1 protein-coding gene (running past one end of the window) is annotated in these 22,047 nt (G+C 70.7%); it reads left to right on the top strand.

The genetic code is table 11. The features are described from left to right. On the top strand, positions 1-22,001 hold the 3' portion of the coding sequence (locus tag IU450_RS31320) for a non-ribosomal peptide synthase/polyketide synthase (protein ID WP_195153339.1). It extends 21,724 nt beyond the left edge of the window; only the last 22,001 of its 43,725 coding nucleotides appear in the window; its start codon lies beyond the left edge, outside the window; it ends in the stop codon at positions 21,999-22,001. The last annotated feature ends 46 nt before the right edge of the window (positions 22,002-22,047 follow it).

Raw genomic sequence — 22,047 nt, forward strand, 5'->3', positions numbered from 1 at the left:
ACACCGTGCCGGTGCGGGTGCGCTTCGATCCGTCGGAGTCGGTGCGCGACCTGCTCGTGCGCACCCAGGGTGAGCAGGCCGATCTGCTCGACCACCACTACGTGGGCTTGGCCGACATCCAGGCTGTCACCGGCATCGGTGGCCTGTTCGACACCCTCGTGGTGTTCGAGTCCTACCCGGTCGACGCGGCGGGCTTGCAGGCGCAGGCCGCGGACATCGACGGCATGGCCGTGGTCGGCCTGGACGCGGCCGACGCCACGCACTACCCGCTGACCCTGATCGCGCAGCTGGATTCGCGGTTGCGGGTGCGCGCGGGCTACCTGCGCGACCTGTTCGACGAGCAGACCGTGCGCCGCATCGCCGACCGCTTGACCCGGGTGCTCACCGCGATCACCGCCGAGCCCGGCGCGGTCGTCGGCGACATCGAGCTGCTCGACACCGCCGAGCGCGAGCTCGTGGTGTCGGACTGGAACGACACCACGCACCCGGTGGATGCGGGCGCGACTCTGGTGTCGATGTTCTACGACCAGGTGGAACGCACCCCCGACGCGACCGCGATCACGTTCGAGGGGACGAGTCTGTCCTACGCCGAGTTCTCCTGGCGGGTGAACCAGCTGGCGCGCTGGCTGATCGCGCGCGGCGTGGGCGCGGAATCCTATGTGGCGCTGGGCATGCGGCGCTCGATCGATCTGGTGGTCGGCATGTACGCCGTCGCCGTGGCCGGTGGCTCGTACGTGCCGTTGGACCCGGATCACCCGGCCGAGCGCACCGAATACATCCTCGGCACGGCCGATCCGGTGTGCGTGCTCACCTCGGGCAGTGACCTCGACATCGACACCGCGCAGGTGCGTATCGATCTGCTCGACCTGAAGGGCCTGTCGGAGGCGCCGGTCACCGATGCCGATCGTCGCGCGCCGCTGCGTCCGTCGAACACGGCGTATGTGATCTTCACGTCGGGTTCGACGGGTCGCCCGAAGGGCGTGGCGGTGTCGCATGCGGCGATCGTCAACCGCCTTGTCTGGATGCAGACTGCCTACCAGTTGACCGCTGATGATGTGGTGTTGCAGAAGACCCCGGCCACGTTCGACGTGTCGGTGTGGGAGTTCTTCTGGCCGTTGCAGATCGGTGCGCGCCTGGTAGTGGCCAAGCCCGACGGGCACCGTGACCCGGCCTACCTCGCGGAGGTCATCAGCGGCGAGAAGGTGAGCGTCACCCACTTCGTGCCGTCGATGCTCGCTGTGTTCGTCGCTGATGCGGCTGCCGCGCGGTGTGACTCGTTGCGGTTGGTGTTCGCCTCGGGTGAGGCGCTGCCGCCGAAACCGGCGCATCGCCTGCGCGAGTTGACCGGTGCCGCGCTGCACAACTTGTACGGCCCGACCGAAGCCGCGGTCGACGTCACCTTCCACGAAGTTGTCGACGCAGACACCGAGACGGTGCCGATCGGTGCTCCCGTGTTCAACACCCAGGTGTTCGTGTTGGACGCGCGGTTGCGTCCGGTGCCGGTGGGTGTCGCGGGTGAGCTGTATCTGGCGGGTGCTCAACTCGCGCGCGGTTATGTCGCGCGCCCGGATCTGACCAGTGACCGGTTCGTGGCCAACCCCTACGGGGAGCCCGGCGCGCGGATGTATCGCACGGGTGACCTGGTGGCGTGGACCGAGCACGGTGAGCTGGAGTATCTGGGCCGCACCGACTTCCAGGTGAAGTTGCGTGGTCTGCGTATCGAGCTGGGCGAGATCGAGTCGGCGCTGACCGGCTTGGAGGAGGTCGCGCAGTCGGTCGTGGTCGTGCGCTCGGACGCGCACGCCGGCGATCAGCTCGTCGCTTACGTCATCCCCGCGCCGAACGCCGCGCTGGACACCGACCTGGTCCGCGAGGACCTGGCGCGGCAGTTGCCCGCGTACATGGTGCCGTCGGTCGTGATCGTGCTGGAGGAGTTCCCGCTCAACGCCTCCGGCAAGCTGGACCGCAAGGCCCTGCCCGCGCCGGTGTTCGAGGCCGCGGTGTTCCGCGCCCCGACCACGCCGGTCGAGGAGATCGTCGCCGCCACCTTCGCCGACGTGCTCGGCCTGGAGCGGGTCGGCCTGGACGACGACTTCTTCGCCCTCGGCGGTAACTCGCTGTCGGCCACCCAGGTCGCGGCCCGGCTGTCCGCCGCGCTGGACACCGACCTCGGCGTGCGCGAGCTGTTCGAGGCGTCCACCGTGGTGGCGCTGGCGGCGCGCGCGGAGACCAAGGCGGGCGCGGGCGGCCGGGCGCCGCTGGCGCCGCAGCAGCGGCCGGAGCTGGTGCCGCTGTCGCTGGCTCAGCAGCGCATGTGGTTCCTCAACCGCTTCGACCCCGACTCGGCGGTGGACAACATCCCGGCCGCCGTGCGGCTGTCCGGCCTGCTCGACCGGCAGGCGCTGCAGATCGCCGTCGCCGACGTGCTGGCCCGCCACGAGTCGCTGCGCACGTTCTACCCCGAGGTGGACGGCGCCGCGCACCAGCAGACCGTGGCCACCGCGAAGGTCATCCCCGACCTCACCCCGGTCGACGTGACCGAAGCCGAACTGCCCGAGCGGCTCGCGGAGCTGATCGGCACGGCGTTCGACGTCACCGCCGAGGTGCCGTTCCGCGCCCGGCTGTTCGAGATCAGCCCCACCGAGCACGTGCTCGCGTTGGTGGTGCACCACATCTCGGCCGACGGGTTCTCCATGGGCCCGCTCACCCGGGACGTGATGACCGCCTACGGCGCCCGCGTCGACGGCGGCGAGCCCGCCTGGCGTCCGCTGGACGTGCAGTACGCGGACTTCGCGCTGTGGCAGCGCCAGGTCCTCGGCGCCGAGGACGACCCGAATTCGGTGATCTCCGAGCAGATCTCGTTCTGGTCGGACACGCTGCGCGGGCTGCCCGAGCAGCTGGACCTGCCCGCCGACCGGCCGCGTCCCGCGGTCGCCTCCGGCCGCGGCGCCACGCACGTCTTCGAGATCGACGCCCAAACCCACGCCCAGCTCACCGAACTCGCCCGCACCAGGGGCGCGACGCTGTTCATGGTCGCGCACACCGCGCTGGCCGTGCTGCTGTCGCGCCTGTCCGGCGAGGACGACATCGCGATCGGCACCCCGATCGCGGGCCGTGGCGAGCGCGCGCTCGACGACCTGATCGGCATGTTCGTCAACACCCTGGTGCTGCGTACCCCGATCGAGCCCGCGGCGACGTTCACCGACCTGCTGCGTTCGGTGCGCGCCACCGACATCGCCGCGTTCGGGCATGCCGACCTGCCGTTCGAGCGGCTGGTGGAGATCCTGAACCCGGCGCGCTCGCAGGCGCGCCACCCGCTGTTCCAGGTGATGTTGTCGTTCCAGAACACCGGCCAGAACAGCCTCGAACTCCCCGGCCTCACGGTCAGCGGTGTCGACCTGCCGATCGACGTCGCCAAGTTCGACCTGCAACTGGTGCTGTCCGAACGCGACGCCGCCGAGGCGGCTGTCGGTACGAGCGCTGCCCCCGCGGGTATCGCCGCCGAACTGATCTACGCGACCGACCTGTTCGATCCGGCCACCATGGCGGAGTTCGGCCGCCGCTTCGGCCGGTTGCTGAAGGCCGTCGCGGCCGAGCCGGACCGGCCGATCGGCGACATCGCGCTGCTGGACGAGCAGGAGACCGCGCAGGCGCTGCGCGGCTGGAACGACACCGTCCGCGACCTCGGCCCGGCGACCACGCTGGTCGAGGAGTTCGCCACGCAGGCGGCGGCAACGCCGGACGCGGTGGCGGTCATCGACCCGGCCACCGGAACGTCGCTGACCTACGCCGAATTCGCCGCGCGTGTGCGGCGGCTCGCGCGCCGCCTCATCGAGGCGGGCGTCGGCCCGGAGACGCTGGTCGCCCTCGGCCTGCGTCGCTCGGTGGACCTGGTCGTGGCGGCCTACGCGGTGCACGCCGCGGGCGGCGGCTACGTGCCGCTGGACTTGGACCAGCCCGCCGATCGCGTGCACTACGTGCTCGACTCGGCCGACCCGGTCTGCGTGCTCACCACCGCGCGCGACGCGTTCGACGGCGCGGGCCGCGCGACGCTGAGCATCGACGAGCTGGACCTGTCCGGCTACCCGGACGCACCCGTCACCGATGCCGATCGCATCGCGCCGCTGCGCCCGCAGCACCCGGCGTACGTGATCTTCACCTCCGGCTCCACCGGCCGCCCGAAAGGCGTCGCCGTGCCGCACGCCGCGGTTGTCAACCAGATCCGCTGGATCACCGGCGAATACGGCATCGGCGCCGACGACGTCGTGCTGTTCAAGACCCCGGCCACCTTCGACGTGTCGGTGTGGGAGCTGTTCGGACCGCTGAGCACCGGCGGCCGGATCGTGGTGGCGAGCCCGGACGGGCACCGCGACCCGCAGTATCTCGCCGAGGTGATCGCCGCGCAGCGGGTCACCATGACCTCGTTCGTGCCGTCCATGCTGACCGTCTTCGCGGGCGGGATCGACCCGGCCGACGCGGCCGAACTCGCCTCGCTGCGGACGCTGTTCGTCGCCGGTGAGGCGTTCACCGCCGACGCGGTCGTCGCCATCCGCCGGGTGAGCGACGCCGCCCTGTACAACCTGTACGGCCCCACCGAGTTCACCGTGCACGCCACGCACGGTCCGGTGGCCGAGCAGGTGGACGGCGCTGTGCCGATCGGCCTGCCGGTGTGGAACGCGCAGGCTTACGTCCTGGACGCGCGGCTGCACCCGGTGCCGCCGAACGTCGCGGGCGAGCTTTACCTCGCCGGCGATCAGCTGGCGCGCGGCTACGTCGGCCGCGCCGACCTGACCGCCGACCGCTTCGTGGCCAACCCGTACGGGGAGCCCGGCGCGCGGATGTACCGCACCGGTGACCTGGTCACCCGGGACGACACCGGCGCCATCGAATACCTGGGCCGCACCGACTTCCAGGTGAAGTTGCGCGGTCTGCGCATCGAGCTCGGCGAGATCGAGGCCGCGCTGACCTCGCACGAATCGGTCGTGCAGTCGGTCGCGCTGGTGCGCTCCGACGCACGCACCGGCGATCAGCTGGTCGGCTACGTGGTGCCCGCGGGCGGCGCGACGGTGGATGTCGAGCAGGTGCGCGCGCATCTGTCCGCGCTGCTGCCGTCGTACATGGTGCCCGCCGCGATCGTCGTGCTCGACGCCATGCCGCTGAACCCGAACGGCAAGCTGGACCGGCGCGCGCTGCCCGAACCCGTCTTCGAGGCACGGGCGTTCCGTGCGCCGTCGACACCGGTCGAGGAGATCGTCGCCGACGTCTTCGCCGAGGTGCTCGGCCTGGCGCAGGCCGACCGAGCCGTCGGCCTGGACGACGACTTCTTCGACTTGGGCGGCAACTCGCTGATCGCCACCCAGGTGGTCGCCCGCCTCGGCGCGGCGCTGGACACCAGGATCCCGGTCCGCGTGCTGTTCGAGGCGCCCACCGTGGCCGCGCTGGCCACACGGGTCGAGGCGCACCAGGGCACCGGCCGCCGCCGCGAGCTCGTCGCGGGCCCGCGTCCGTCCAAGATCCCGTTGTCGCTGGCCCAGCAGCGGATGTGGTTCCTGAACCGGTTCGACAACCGGACCGCGGTGAACAACATCCCGCTCGCGGTCCGGCTCACCGGAACCCTGGACACCGAGGCGCTGCGCCAGGCCGTCGCCGACGTGGTCGACCGGCACGAGGTGCTGCGCACCGTCTACCCGGAGACCGCCGACGGCCAGGGCGTGCAGGTCGTGCTGCCCGCCGGGCACAGCGCCATCGATCTCACCCCGATCGAGGTGTCCGAGGCCGAGATCCAGGAGCGGATCAGCGACCTGGTGCTGACCGGCTTCGACGTCACCGCCGCGGTTCCGGTGCGGGCCGAGCTGTTCCGCATCGCGGGCTCGATGGACGGCTCGCAGCCCGACACCCACGTGCTGGTGTTCGTGGTGCACCACATCTCCGGCGACGGCTGGTCGGTGCGTCCGCTGGCGCGCGACGTGATGGTGGCCTACTCGGCGCGTTCGCGCGGCGAGGCGCCCGCCTGGGCTCCGCTGCCGGTGCAGTACGCCGACTACGCGCTGTGGCAGCGCGAGACGCTGGGCTCCGAAGGTGATCCCGGTTCGCTGATCGCCCAGCAGGTCGCGTTCTGGTCCGACACCCTGGCCGGGCTGCCGGATCAGCTGGACCTGCCGTCGGACCGCTCCCGCCCTGCGGTGGCGTCCAACCGCGGTGGCGTGTACGAGTTCTCGCTCGACGCGCGGCTGCTGCGCGAGCTGAACGCGCTGGCCCGCGCGAACGGCGCCAGCCTGTTCATGGTGGTGCACGCGGCGTTCGCCGCGCTGCTGGCGCGGCTGTCCGGCAGCGACGACATCGCCATCGGCACCGCGGTCGCAGGCCGCGGTGAGGCGGTGCTCGACGACGCGATCGGCATGTTCGTCAACACCCTGGTGCTGCGCAGCGCGGTCGATCCAGCGACGTCGTTCACCGACCTGCTCGACCGCACCAAGGACACCGACCTGGCGGCGTTCGCGCACGCCGACCTGCCGTTCGAGCGGCTGGTGGAGATCCTGAACCCGGCGCGCTCGCAGGCGCGTCACCCGCTGTTCCAGGTGATGCTGTCGTTCCAGAACACCGGTGAGGCCGCGTTCGAGCTGCCCGGGCTCGAGGTGGCCGGTGTGCCGCTGGACGTGGTCACCGCCAAGTTCGACCTGCATCTCAACCTCGCCGACCGGTTCGACGCCGCCGGTGCGGTCGACGGCATGACCGCCGAATTCGCCTACGCCACCGACATGTTCGATGCCGACACCATCGCCGGCGTGGCGGCGCGCCTGGTGCGGATGCTGACCGCGGTCGCCGCGGATCCGTCCGTCACCGTCGGCGACGTCGAGCTGCTCGACAGTGTCGAGCGCACCGAGGTCATCGAGCGGTGGAACGACACCGCGCACCCGGTCGACCCGGCCGCCACCCTGGTGTCGATGTTCGCCGCGCAGCTCGCGCGCACCCCGGACGCGCCCGCGGTGACGTTCGAGGGGACGAGTCTGTCCTACGCCGAGTTCGCTTCCCGGGTGAACCGCCTGGCCCGCCATCTGATCGCGCTGGGCGTGGGCCCGGATTCGATGGTGGCGCTGGGCATGCGCCGCTCGATCGACCTGGTGGTCGGCATGTACGCGGTGAGCGTCGCCGGTGGCGCGTACGTGCCGCTGGACCCGGACCACCCGGCCGACCGCACGCGCTACGTGCTCGACACCGCTCGCCCCGTGTGCGTGCTGACCACCTCGCGCGACGGATTCGACGCGGGCGCGACCCGGGCGATCGAGATCGACCTGGTGTCGCTGGCCGACTATTCCGACGAGCCCGTCACCGACGCCGAACGCCGTGCGCCGCTGCGTGGGTCGAACACCGCGTACGTCATCTTCACCTCCGGTTCGACCGGCCGCCCGAAGGGCGTGGCGGTCTCGCACGCCGCGATCGTCAACCGCCTGGTGTGGATGCAGGACGAGTACGGCTTGGACGACACCGACGTGGTGTTGCAGAAGACACCGGCCACGTTCGACGTGTCGGTGTGGGAATTCTTCTGGCCGTTGCAGGTCGGCGCCCGCTTGGTGGTCGCGAAGCCGGACGGCCACCGCGACCCGGCCTACCTCGTGCAGGTCATCACCGACGAGCAGGTCACCACGGCGCACTTCGTGCCCTCGATGCTGTCGGTGTTCGTGGCCGAGGAACGCGCCGACGAGTGCACCAGCCTGCGCAACGTCTTCGCCTCCGGTGAAGCGCTGCCCGCCGCCACCGCGCAGCGGATGCAGGAACTCACCGGCGCGCGCCTGCACAACCTGTACGGCCCGACCGAAGCCGCGGTCGACGTCACCTATCACGAGGTGACCGAGGACGACACGGTGTCGGTGCCGATCGGCGCTCCGGTGTTCAACACCCAGGTGTACGTGCTGGATTCGCGCCTGCACCCGGTGCCGGTGGGCGTCGCGGGTGAGCTGTACCTCGCGGGCGTGCAACTGGCCCGCGGCTACGTCGCGCGTCCCGATCTGACCTCCGATCGGTTCGTGGCGAACCCGTACGGGGAGCCCGGCGCGCGGATGTACCGCACCGGCGACCTGGTCACCTGGACCGACAAGGGCGAGCTGGAGTACCTGGGCCGCACCGACTTCCAGGTGAAGCTGCGCGGTCTGCGCATCGAGCTGGGCGAGATCGAGTCGGCGCTCACGGCGCTGGAGTCGCTCGCCCAGGCGGTGGTCGTGGTGCGCTCGGACGATCGGCTGGGCGACCAGCTGGTCGCCTACGTCATCGCGACCGCGGGCCGTTCGGTGGACATCGAGGGCGTGCGCGCGGAACTCGGCGGCGAGCTGCCCGCGTACATGGTGCCATCGGCGTTCGTCGTGCTGGACGCGTTCCCGCTGAACGCCTCCGGCAAGCTGGACCGCAAGGCGCTGCCCGCTCCGGTGTTCGAGGCCAAGGTGTTCCGCGCTCCGTCCACCCCGATCGAGGAGATCGTGGCGGGCACCTTCGGCGACGTGCTCGGCGTCGCGCGGGTCGGCCTGGACGACGACTTCTTCGAACTCGGCGGCAACTCGCTGCTGGCCACCCAGGTGACCGCGCGGCTCGGCGCCGCGCTGGACACCGGGCTCGCGGTGCGCGACCTGTTCGAGGCGTCCACCGTGCTGGCGCTGGCCGCCCGGGTGGAGCACAACGCCGGGTCCGGCCGGGACCGGCCGCGCCTGGAGGCGGGGGAGCGTCCGGCGCGCATCCCGCTGTCGCCCGCGCAGCAGCGGTACTGGTTCCTCAACCAGTTCGACACGGCCACCTCGGCGGTGGACAACATCCCGCTGGCCGTCCGGCTGTCCGGCACGCTCGACGTGGCCGCGCTGGAACAGGCCATCGGCGACGTGTTCGCCCGCCACGAGGTGCTGCGCACCACCTACCCGCGTTCGGCGGACGGGCCGCACCAGGTGATCCGTCCCGCGGACCGGTCCGCGGCGGCGCTCTCCCCGATCGACGTCGCCGAGGAGGATCTGCTCGGCACCGTCATCGGCTTCGCGCTGACCACCTTCGACGTCACCGTCGAGGTGCCGCTTGCGGTGGCGCTGTTCCGTATTTCGGACAGCGACCACGTGCTCGCGTTCACCGTGCACCACGTCGCGGCCGACGGCTCGTCGATGGGCCCGCTGGCCCGCGACGTGATGGCCGCCTACGTGGCCCGTGTGCAGGGCGAGGCGCCGCAGTGGCAGCCGCTGCCGGTGCAGTACGCCGACTACGCGCTGTGGCAGCGCGCGGTGCTCGGATCCGAGGACGACCCGGAATCGCTGGCCGCGCGGCAGGTGGCCTACTGGACCTCGGCGCTGGCCGATCTACCCGATCAGCTGGAGCTGCCCGCCGACCGCCCGCGCCCGCCCGCGCAGTCGTTCCAGGGCAAGGCGATCCGCTTCGAGATCGACCCGCAGCGGCACGCCCGCCTGCACGAGCTGGCGCGCGCGCACAACGCGTCGCTGTTCATGGTGGTGCACGCGGCGCTGGCGGTGCTGCTGTCGCGGCTGTCGGGCACCGACGACATCGCGGTCGGCACCCCGATCGCCGGTCGCGGCGAACGCGAACTCGACGACCTGATCGGCATGTTCGTCAACACCCTGGTGTTCCGCACCCGGGTGCGGCCCGCCGAGCGCTTCGCCGACCTGCTCGGTGACGTGAAGGAACGCGACCTGGAGGCGTTCGCCAACGCCGACGTGCCGTTCGAGCGCCTGGTCGAGGTGCTCAACCCGGTGCGCTCGACCGCGCGCAACCCGCTGTTCCAGGTGGGCCTGTCGTTCCAGAACCTGGCCGAGACCACCTTCGAGCTGCCCGGGCTCACCGTGAGCGCGGTCAACTTCGACTCGCAGCTGGCCAAGACCGACCTGCACGTCACGCTGTACGACCGGTACGCCGAGGACGGCACACCGGCCGAGATCATCACCGAATTCGGTTACGCCACCGACCTGTTCGACGAGGACACGGTGCAGGGCTTCGCCGACCGGTTCCTGCGCGTGCTCGACGCCGTGCTGGCCGACGCCTCGGTGCTGGTGGGCGAGATCGATCTGCTCGCGCCGCAGGAGAGCGAGCGCATCCTCACCGCCTGGAACGACACCGAATACGATCTCGACGCTCTGCTCGCGGCGCGTTCCGCGGGCTCCACGCGCACCGCGACGCTGGTGTCGCTGCTGGATGCCACCGTGGCCGCGACGCCGGAGGCGGTGGCGCTGGTCGCCGACGAGTCGACCGGGCGCCGCGAGCTGACCTACGCCGAGCTGGACGCGCGGGTCAACCGCCTGGCCCGCTACCTGATCGGCCGCGGCGTCGGCCCGGAGGACCGGGTCGCGCTGGCGATCCGCCGCAGCAGCGATCTCGTGGTCGCCATGTACGCGGTCGCGAAGGCCGGCGCGGCCTACGTGCCGATCGATCCGGATCAGCCCGCCGAGCGGACCGATTACATCCTCGGCACCGCCGCGCCGGTGTGCGTGCTGACCACCGCGCGCGACGGCTTCCGCACCGCGGCGGCCGAGACCGTGCAGATCGACGGGCTCGACCTCGCCGGGTACGCGGACACGCCGGTGACCGCGGCCGAGCGCACGGGTGCGCTGACCCCCGCGAACACCGCGTACGTGATCTTCACGTCCGGCTCGACCGGCCAGCCGAAGGGCGTCGCCGTCCCGCACGGCGCGATCGTCAACCAGTTGCAATGGGAGACGGCCGTTTTCGAGCTCGGCGCCGAGGACGCGGTGCTGCTGAAGACGGCGGCGACGTTCGACCTGTCGGTGTGGGAGTTCTGGTCGGCCGCGGTTTCCGGTGGCCGCCTGGTGATCTCGGCGGCCGACGGGCACCGCGATCCGGCGTACCTGAACGAGCTGATGCGCGCCACCGGCGTCACCACGCTGCATGTGGTGCCGTCCATGCTGGACGCGTTGCTCACCGAATCCGGTGGCCGCCTGTCGGCCTCGCTGCGGCGCGTGCTGGCCATCGGTGAGGCGCTGCCCGCCGCGACCGCCCAGCGGTTGCGCCGCAACAACGCCGCCGAACTGCACAACCTCTACGGTCCGACCGAGGCGGCGGTGTCGATCACCAGTCACCTGGTCACCGATGCCGACGAGGCGGCGGTCTCGATCGGCGCGCCGGAGTGGAACAGCCGGGTCTACGTGCTCGACTCCCGCCTGCGGCCGGTGCCGGTCGGCGTCTCCGGCGAGCTGTACCTGGCCGGTGCCCAGCTGGCGCGCGGCTACTTCGGTCGCGCCGACCTGACCGCCGACCGGTTCGTCGCCGACCCGTTCGGCGCGCAGGGCGAGCGGATGTACCGTACCGGCGACCTGGTGGCCTGGAGCGCCACCGGTGAACTGGACTACCGCGGCCGCACCGACTTCCAGGTGAAGATCCGCGGCTTCCGCATCGAGCTCGGCGAGATCGAGGCCGCGCTGCTGCGGCAGGACGTGGTGAGCGCGGCCGCCGTCGTCGCGCACAACGATCCGAGCATCGGCGACCGGTTGGTCGCCTACGTGGTGCCCAGGACCGGCACGCTGGACAAGCGCGCGTTGCAGTCCGCGCTGGCGGCCGAGCTGCCGTCGTACATGGTGCCGTCGATGCTGATCGAGCTGGACGCGCTGCCGCTCAACGCGAACGGCAAGCTGGACCGTAAGGCGCTGCCGCAGCCCACCTTCGAGAAGGCGGTATTCCGCGCGCCGGTCACCCCGATCGAGCAGATCGTGGCGAACACCTTCGCCGAGGTGCTGCGCATCTCCGATCGTGACGGTGGCGAGTCCAAGCGCCTCGGCCTGGACGACGACTTCTTCGCCTGGGGCGGTAACTCACTGCTGGCCACGCAGGTCGCCGCCCGCCTGGGCGAGGCGCTGGACACGCGGGTGCCGGTGCGCCTGCTGTTCGAGGCGTCCACCGTCGCCGCGCTCGCGGTGCGGGTGGAGCAGCACGCCGACATGGGCGGCCGCCGCGCGCTGACCGCGGGGCAGCGGCCGGAGCACATTCCGCTGTCGCTGGCGCAGCAGCGCATGTGGTTCCTCAACCGGTTCGACACCCAGTCGGCGGCCTACAACGTGCCGATCGCGGTGCGGCTGTCGGGCGCGCTGGACGTGGCCGCGCTGCGCGCCGCCATCGCGGACCTGGTGAGCCGCCACGAGATCCTGCGCACCGTCTACCCGCAGACCGAGTCCGGTCCGGTGCAGGTCATCCTGCCGCCCGCGCAGGCGATGCCGCGTCTCGAGGTGCGGGTGGTCGCGCCCACGCAGATCGAGTCCGCCGTGGTGGCGCTGACGTCGACGATCTTCGACGTCACCACCGAGGTGCCGATGAAGGTCGCGCTGTTCCAGATCGCCGGAGAGGGCGCGCCGACCGGGCCGGACGGGTCGGTGGACTACGTGCTGGCCATGGTGGTGCACCACATCTCCGGTGACGGTTCCTCGGTCGGCCCGCTGACCAGGGACCTGATGATCGCCTACGCCGCGCGCGCGGCGGGCGAGGCGCCGAACTGGGCGCCGCTTCAGGTCCAGTACGCGGACTACAGCATCTGGCAGCGCGAACTGCTCGGCGACGAGGACGATCCGGAATCGCTGGCCGCCAAGCAGGTCGCCTACTGGAAGCAGGCGCTGGCCGAGCTGCCCGACCAGCTGGACCTGCCCTCGGACCGGCCGCGTCCGGCGGTGCAGTCGTTCGCGGGCGGCAAGGTCGAGCTGCGGGTGGACGCGCAGACCCATCAGGCGCTGATCGAGCTGGCGCGTGCGGAGGGCGCGACGCTGTTCATGGTCGTGCACACCGCGCTCGCGGTGCTGCTGGCCCGCTTGTCGGGCACCGACGACATCGCGATCGGCACGCCGATGGCGGGTCGTGGCGAAGCCGCGCTGGACGATTTGATCGGCATGTTCGTCAACACCCTGGTGTTCCGCACCCGGGTCGAGGCGGGCGAGGCGTTCACCGACCTGCTGGCCCGTCAGCGCGAGACCGACATCCAGGCGTTCGCCAACGCCGACGTGCCGTTCGAGCGCCTGGTCGAGGTGCTCAACCCGGTGCGCTCGACCGCGCGGCACCCGCTGTTCCAGGTGGGTCTGTCGTTCCAGAACCTGGCGCAGTCCGCGCTGGAGCTGCCCGGTCTGAGCGTGTCCGGCCTGGACATCGACACCGAGCTGTCCCAGTTCGACCTGCATCTGATCGCGACCGACCGCTACGACGACGGCGGCGCGCCCGAGGGCATCACCGGGTTCTTCACCTACGCGACCGACATGTTCGATCGCGCGACGGTGCAGGGCTTCGTGGACCGGTTCGCGCGTCTGCTCGGCGAGATCGTCGCCGCGCCGCGCACCCCGGTCGGCGACCTCGAACTGCTCGACGCCGCCGAACGGACCCGCCTGCTCACCGCACGCAATGCGACCGACCAGCCGGTGGACACCTCCGCCACGCTGGTGTCGCTGCTGGACGCCACGGTGGCGGCCGGACCGAAGGAAGTCGCGCTCGTCACCGAGGACGGCGAGTCGATCACCTACGGTGCGCTCGATGTTCGGGTGAACCGGCTTGCGCGGCACTTGATTTCGATGGGTGTCGGCCCGGAGTCGCGGGTCGCGCTCGCGTTGCGTCGTTCGGTCGATTTGATCGTGGCGATGTACGCGGTGGCGAAGTCCGGTGGTGCGTATGTGCCGGTGGATCCGGATCAGGCTGCCGAGCGCACGAGTTACATCCTGGAGACGGCGGCACCGGTCTGTGTACTGACCAACGCCGATGCCGAGTTCAGCACCGATGTCGCCGAGGTGGTGCGCATCGATGAACTGGATCTGTCGGGTATCCCCGCCACCCCGATCGCCGATGCTGATCGGGTCGCTCCGTTGCGTCCGGAGAACACGGCGTACGTGATCTTCACCTCCGGTTCCACCGGTCGCCCGAAGGGCGTCGCCGTTCCGCATGGCGCGATCGCGAACCAGTTGCAGTGGAAGAACATCGAGTTCGGTTTGGACGCTGCGGATGCGATTCTGCTGAAGACCGCCGCGACGTTCGACCTCTCGGTGTGGGAGTTCTGGTCGGCGGCGGTGTGTGGTGGTCGTTTGGTCATCGCATCGCCCGACGGTCATCGGGATCCGGCGTATCTGAACGAGTTGATGGCACGCGAGTGGGTCACCACGTTGCATGTGGTGCCGTCGATGTTGGATGCGTTGTTGACGGCTGGTATGCCGAATTCGCTGTGGCGGGTGTTGGCGATCGGTGAGGCGTTGCCGGGTTCGGTGGCGCAGCGGTTCTTGCGGGAGAACCCGCGCACCGAGTTGTTCAACCTGTACGGTCCGACCGAGGCGGCGGTGTCCATCACCAGCCACCGCGTCACCCTCGCCGATGAGACATCCGTGTCGATCGGTGCGCCGGAATGGAACAGCCAGGTCTACGTCCTCGACGGCCGCTTGCGGCCCGTGCCGGACGGTGTTTCCGGTGAGCTGTACCTGGCCGGTGCGCAGCTTGCACGCGGATACTTCGGTCGTGCGGATCTGACCGCGGATCGGTTCGTGGCCAACCCGTTCCAGCCCGGTGCTCGGATGTACCGCACAGGTGACCTGGTCGCGTGGAACGGCAACGGTGAACTCGAGTATCGGGGTCGTACGGATTTCCAGGTGAAGATCCGTGGTTTCCGTATCGAGCTGGGTGAGATCGAAGCTGCTTTGTTGGCGTTGCCGGTGGTCGCGCAGACGGCGGTGATCGCCAAGTCGGATCCGAGGACCGGTGACCGCCTGGTGGCTTACCTGGTTGCCGCGGATGTTGATGCCGGTGTCGATGTGGCGCAGGTGAAGTCGGAGCTGACTGCCGGTTTGCCGTCGTACATGGTGCCGTCGGCGTTCGTGGTGTTGGACGCGTTGCCGTTGAATGTGAACGGCAAGTTGGATCGCAGGGCGTTGCCGGAACCGGAGTTCGAGGTTCAGGTGTTCCGTGCGCCGTCGACTCCGATCGAGGAGATCGTGGCGACGGTGTTCGCCGAGGTGCTCGGTGTGGAGCGTGTCGGCGCGGATGATGATTTCTTCGCTTTGGGTGGTAACTCGTTGTTGGCGACGCAGGTCGCGGCGCGTATCGGCGCGGCGCTGGACGCGCGTGTTCCGGTGCGTGTGCTGTTCGAGGCCTCCAGCGTGGCCGGGCTCGCCGCCAAGGTCGAGCAGCACGCGGGCGCCGGTGGCCGTCGCGAACTGGTCGCGGGCCCGCGACCGGAGCGGATTCCGCTGTCGCTGGCACAGCAACGCATGTGGTTCCTCAACCAGTTCGACACCGCTTCGGCGGTGAACAACATCCCGGTGGCCGTGCGGCTCACCGGCGAACTGGATGTCGAGGCGCTGCAATCGGCGGTCGGCGACGTCATCGCCAGGCACGAGACGCTGCGCACCGTCTACCCCGAACAGGACGGCACGGCGCATCAGGTGATCGTGCCCGTCGAGCGGGCTCTGCCGGACCTGACGCCGGAAGCGGTCGCACCCGGGGACATCCGGCATCGGATCATCGAGGTGATCTCGGCCGGATTCGACGTGACCACCGAGGTTCCGCTGCGGGCCAAGCTGTTCCGCGTGACCGATGCGGGCGGCTCGGAAGCCGACACCGCGTACGTGCTCGTGTTCGTCGCACACCACATCAGCGCGGACGGCTGGTCGATGGGCCCGCTGACCCGCGACGTGATGCTGGCCTACGCGGCCCGCTCGGCCGGCGTGGAACCGGGCTGGGCGCCGCTGCCGGTGCAGTACGCCGACTTCAGCCTCTGGCAGCGCGACGTGCTCGGCTCCGAGACCGACCCCGACAGCCTGATCTCGCAGCAGGCCGAGTACTGGCGCACCGCGCTGGCCGGGCTGCCCGACGAGCTCAACCTGCCCGCCGACCGGCCGCGTCCGACGACGCAGTCGTTCGCCGGTGGGCGCGTGGTGTTCCCGATCGACGGCGAGCTGCACCGCATGCTCACCGAGATCGCCAGGGAGCAGAACGCGACGCTGTTCATGGTCGTGCACGCCGCGCTCGCGCTGTTCCTCGCGCGCATGTCCGGCACCGACGACATCGCCATCGGCACGCCCATCGCGGGCCGTGGCGAAGCCGAACTCGACGACGTGATCGGCATGTTCGTCAACACCCTGGTGCTGCGCTCGCACGTGGACGGCGACTTGACCTTCGGCCAGTTCCTGGCCCGCACCAAGGACGCCGACCTGCAGGCGTTCGCGCACGCGGACCTGCCGTTCGAGCGGCTGGTGGAACTGCTCAACCCGGAGCGCTCCACCGCGCGCCACCCGCTGTTCCAGGTGGCGCTGTCGTTCGAGAACCTGCCCGAGAGCAGCTTCGAACTGCCCGGGTTGCACGTGGGCGCGGTCGATTTCGACGTCGACACCGCCAAGTTCGACCTGTCGCTGACCATCCGCGAGGCGGGGGAGAATCCCGACGAGGCGGGCATGTACGCGGAGTTCTCCTTCGCGCGCGACCTGTTCGACGACGAGACGGTGCAGGTGTTCGCGGAGCGCTTCACCAGGCTGCTCACCGCGATCACCGCCGACCGCCAGACCCCGATCGGTGACCTGCCGATGCTGGACGCGGCCGAGTACCACCTGCTCACACACGTGGCGGGCGAGGACGTCATGGCCACCGGCCTGCTGCCGGACCTGCTGCAGTACGGCGCGCGGCTGGACCCCGAGCAGATCGCGGTGCGTTACCAGGGCCGCTCGATCACCTACCGCGAACTGGACGAGTACTCCTCGCGCCTGGCGCGGGTGCTCATCGCGCGCGGCGTGGGACCGGAGCGCATCGTGGCGCTGTCGTTCCCGCGTTCCTACGAGATGGTCGCCGCGTTCTGGGCGGTGGCGAAGGCCGGTGGCGCGCATGTGCCGATCGACCCGACCTACCCCGAAGACCGCATGCGGCACATGGTCAACGACTCGGGCGCGGTCATCGGCATCACCGCGAGCGAGTACGTGGACCGGCTGCCGCGCGACGTCGAGTGGCTGCGGATCGACGACCCGGCACTGGGCGAGCTGATCGAGAGCCAGTCCGCCGAGCAGGTCACCGACGCCGACCGGATCTCCTCGCTGGCCATGCGCCACCCGGCGTACGTCATCTACACCTCGGGCTCGACCGGTATGCCCAAGGGCGTCACCGTGACCCACGCGGGAATGGGCGGCCTGGTCGGCGTCGCGACCGACCTGTACCAGCTGGAATCGCACCACCGGTTCCTGCACATCTGCTCGCCCAGCTTCGACCCGTCGGTGCTGGAGTGGCTGTGCGCCGCATACACCGGCGCCACGCTGGTGGTCGTGCCCTCGACCATCATCGGCGGCCCGGACCTGGCGGAGCTGCTGCGCACCGAGCGGGTGAGCCACACGATCATCACCCCCGCGGTGCTGGGCACGGTCGATCCGGAAGGCATGGAGGCGCTCGAGGTGGCCTCCGTCGGCGGTGACGTCACCACGGCGGAACTGCTGGCCAAGTGGTGGCCGGGCCGCAAGTACTTCAATGCCTACGGCCCGACCGAGACGACGATCATCTCCTCCTACGCCCAGCTCACGCCGGGCAGGCACATCACCATCGGCCGCCCGGTGCGCGGTATGTCCGCGCTGGTGCTCGACCACCGGCTCAACCCGGTGCCGCCGGGCGTCGCGGGCGAGCTGTACCTGGCCGGTGGCGCGCTGGCGCGTGGCTACCACAACCGCCCCGACCTCACCGCGGAACGGTTCGTGGCCAACCCGTGGAGCAACGAGGGCGCGCGGATGTACCGCACCGGTGACGTGGTGCGCTGGTTCGCCGAACCCGGCGAGCGGGCGGGCAACGCCGCGCTGCCGTCGGTGCGCTGGGAGCTGGACTACGTGGGCCGCTCGGACTTCCAGGTGAAGATCCGCGGCTTCCGCATCGAGCTCGGCGAGATCGACACCGTGCTGGCGAGCCACGAGGACGTCGAGTACGCGATCACCATCGGCCGCAAGACCGATGCGGGCGCGACGATTCTCGTGTCCTACGTGCTGGCCGCGCCCGGCCGTGAGATCGACACGGCGAGGCTGACCGAGTACGCCTCGCGCAGCCTGCCGCCGCACATGGTGCCCACCGCGATCGTGGTGATCGACGAGATCCCGCTGACCCCGGTCGGCAAGCTGGATCGCAAGGCGCTGCCCGAGCCCGAGCTGGCCCCGCGCGAGTTCCGCGCGCCGGCCAGCGAGGTCGAGGCCGTCATCGCCGAGGTGTTCGCCGAGGTGCTCGGCGTCGACCAGATCGGCTTGGACGACTCGTTCTTCGCACTCGGCGGCGACAGCATCCTGTCGATCCAGCTGGTGTCCCGGGCCAAGGCGCGCGGCGTGCTGTTCACTCCGCGTGACGTGTTCGAGCGGCGCAGTGTGGCCTCGCTGGCCGAGATCGCGGCGCTCGGCACGGGCACGGAGCAGGCGAAGCTGGAGGAGCTGCCCGGCGGCGGTGTCGGCGAGATCCCGCTGACCCCGATCATGCGGCAGATCCTCGCGAGCGGCTCGTCCTACCAGCGGTTCTCGCAGACCATGGCGCTGCGGCTGCCCGATGGCATCGACCGGGAGACCCTGGTCGCCACCATCGCGGCGGTGTTCGACCACCACGACGTGCTCCGTTCGCGGCTGCGCCGCAACGGCTCCGACTGGACGTTCGAGGCGTTGCCGCACGGCGCGGTGGACGTCGACGCCCTGGTGCACCGGGTCGACCTGGCCGCCGACGTCGACGAGGCGGAGCTGGCCCGGGTCGCCACCGAGGCGCTCGACGGCGCGCTGGGCAGGCTCGATCCGGCGAACGCCGCGATGGCGCAGTTCGTCTGGTTCGCTTTCGAAGGCCCGCGGCGGGACGTGCTGTTGATCGTCGCGCACCACTTCGTGGTCGACGGCGTCTCCTGGCGCATCCTGATCCCGGATCTGGCGGTCGCCTGGTCGCAGCTGGTCGCCGGTCAGCCGGTGGCGCTGCCGGCCAACGGCACGTCGATGCGGCGCTGGGCGCACAGCCTGGTCGAGGCGGCGAGCGCCCCGGACCGGGTCGCGGAACTGCCGTTCTGGCAGCAGGTTTCGGCCACGCCGGACCCGCTGCTCGGCGAGCGCGCGTTCGACCCGGCGGTCGATACGTTCGCCACCGTCGAACGGGTCGAGGTCACCGTGCCCGCCGAGGTCACCGACGCGGTGCTCACCGCGATCCCCGGCCTGTACCGGGGCGGTGTGAACGACGGCCTGCTCTCGGCGCTGGCCATGGCGGTCGCGCGCTGGCGCGGGGATGGCTCGCAGGCCGCACTGGTCAAGCTGGAAGGCCACGGTCGTGAAGAGGACGTGGTGCCGGGCGCGGATCTGTCGCGCACGGTCGGCTGGTTCACCTCGGCCTACCCGGTCCGGCTCGATCTGGCCGGTGCCGACCTCACCGACGCGTTCGCCGGTGGCGCCGCGCTGGGCGAGGTCGTGAAGTCGATCAAGGAGCAGTTGCTCGCGGTGCCCGACAAGGGCCTCGGCTACGGCCTGCTGCGGCAGCTGAATCCGGAGACCGCGGCGGGTCTGGGCTCGTCCGGCCAGATCAGCTTCAACTACCTGGGCCGGATGTCGGCCGGGGAGATCCCCGAGCAGCTCGCCGAGATCGGCTGGGTGCCGGTGGCCGACCTGGGACAGCTGGATGTCGACATGGACCTCGACATGCCCGCCAACGCGACGATCGACATCAACGCGATCGTCACCGACTCCGACGAGGGGCCGCGGCTGGGCGCGTCGTTCGCCTTCCCGACCGGTCTGCTGACCAAGGAGCGGGTCCAGGAGTTCGCCGATCTCTGGGTCGAGGCGCTCACCGCGCTGGCCACGCACGCGCGGCGGCCGGACGCGGGCGGCTTCACGCCGTCGGACATGTCGCTGGTGCGGGTGGGGCAGCACGACATCGAGCAGTGGGAACGGACCTACCCGGCGCTGGCCGAGGTGTGGCCGCTCTCGCCGCTGCAGTCCGGTCTGCTGTTCCACGCGATGATGACCCAGTCCACCGTGGACGTGTACACCATGCAGGCCGTGGTGGACCTGGGTGGCGCGCTGGACGCGGTACGGCTGCGGGCGGCGGCTCAGGGCATCGTCGACCGGTACCCGAACCTGCGCACCGCGTTCGTCACCGACGCCGACGGGCAGGCGGTGCAGGTGGTGCTGGATCGCGTCGAGGCGCCGTGGCGGGAAGTGGATCTCACCGATCTGCCCGCCGAGCAGCGGACCGCGGAACTGCGCAGGCAGGTCGCGGCCGACCAGGCGACGCACTTCGACATGGCCACCCCGCCGCTGATCAGGTTCACCCTGTTCCGCAGCGACGAGGCGCAATGGCACCTGGCCATCACCACCCACCACATCCTGCTGGACGGCTGGTCGATGCCGCTGCTCATGCGGGACCTGCTGGTGCTGTACGCGGTGCGCGGCGACCAGACCGCGCTGCCGCGGGTGGCCTCCTACCGCAACTTCCTCGGCTGGCTGGCCGGGCGCGACCGGGACGCCTCGCTGCGCGCCTGGTCGGCGGCGCTGGAAGGCGTCAACGAACCCACCCAGCTCGCACCGCAACCGCGGGGCGCGGAGAGCTACGAGATCGGCAAGGTGGTCACCGAGCTCGACGCCGACCGCACGCGCCGGATCACCAAGCACGCCGCCGAACTCGGCGTCACGGTGAACACGCTGGTGCAGGCGGCCTGGGGCATCCTGCTCGGGCGTCTCACCGGCCGGGGCGACGTGGTGTTCGGCGCGACGGTGTCCGGCCGCCCGGCCGAGCTGCCCGGCGTCGAGTCGATGGTGGGTCTGTTCATCAACACGCTGCCGGTGCGGCTGCGCATCGATGACCGTCAGTCGATCGGCGAGCTGCTGGCGCGGTTGCAGGGCGATCAGGCCGGCCTGCTCGAGCACCACTACGTGGGGCTCACCGACATCCAGCGGGTGGCGGGCACCGGGTCGCTGTTCGACACGCTGCTGGTGTTCGAGTCCTACCCGATGGACAAGGAAGCGATCTCGGCCGCCAGCTCGATCGACGGCATGTCGGTGACCGGTGTCGGCGTCAACGACGCCACGCACTACCCGATGACGCTGCTGGTGATCTCGGAGTCCACGATCGAGCTGACCCTGAAGTACCTGGGCAGCCGGTTCACCGCCGAAGAGGTCGAGACACTGGCCGAGCGGCTGGTGCGGGTGCTGGAGGCGCTGATCGGCGATCCGGACGCCCTGGTCGGCGACATCGACATCCTGGACGAGGGCGAACGGGCGCGGCTGCTGGTCGAATCCGGGGTCGCGGCAGCGACTTCCACGCCGGAGCCGGTGGGCCGGGTCGGTGCGCGCACGGTGGCCAAGGTGCTCGCCGAGGTCGTCGAGGAGGACCCGGAGGCCCCCGCGCTGCTGGCAGGCGAGGACGAAGTCGCCTTCCACACGCTGGACCGGCGTTCCTCCCAGCTGGCCCGGGTGCTCATCGATCGCGGTGCCGGACCGGGCGACGTCGTCGCGGTGTCGCTGCCGCGTTCGGTGGACGCGGTGGTCGCGGCCTGGGCGGTGCAGAAGGCCGGTGCGGCATGCCTGTTCGCGGGCGACCTCACCGCCGAGGAGCTGACCGGCGCGGGCGCCGGGTTCGGGATCTCCTCCGAACCGGTGGCCGACAGCGACATCCGCTGGGTGGCGCTGTCCGACGCGCAGGTGAAGCAGGACATCGCCGCGGCCCCGTCGCACCCGGTGTCCTACGCCGACCGGGTGCGCCCGCTCGGCGAGGAACACCCCGCGTTCGTCGTCACCACGGCGGACGGGGTGGTCGCGATCACCCAGTCCGAGGCGCTGGACGAGGCCGAACGGGTACGCGAGGAGTACGAGATCGACTACGAGTCGACCACGTACACCACCGCCGTATCCGGCCGCGCCGCCATACTCGAGTTCCTCACCTCCGCCACCGCGGGCGCTCTGTCCGTCGTCCCGACCGGCGACCCCGACACCGACCTCTCCGAGGGCGAGGTCACCCACTGGTTCGCGGCGCCGGGCGAAGCGACCGACGCGGCGGGCGACGAGATTCGGATCGTCATCGCGGAATAGGCGAGTCCAGCTCCGTGGGCTCTGGATGAGCACCCGGATCAGGTGT

Origin of the sequence: Nocardia abscessus (assembly GCF_015477775.1) — a bacterium.
GTDB classification, from domain to species: domain Bacteria; phylum Actinomycetota; class Actinomycetes; order Mycobacteriales; family Mycobacteriaceae; genus Nocardia; species Nocardia abscessus_A.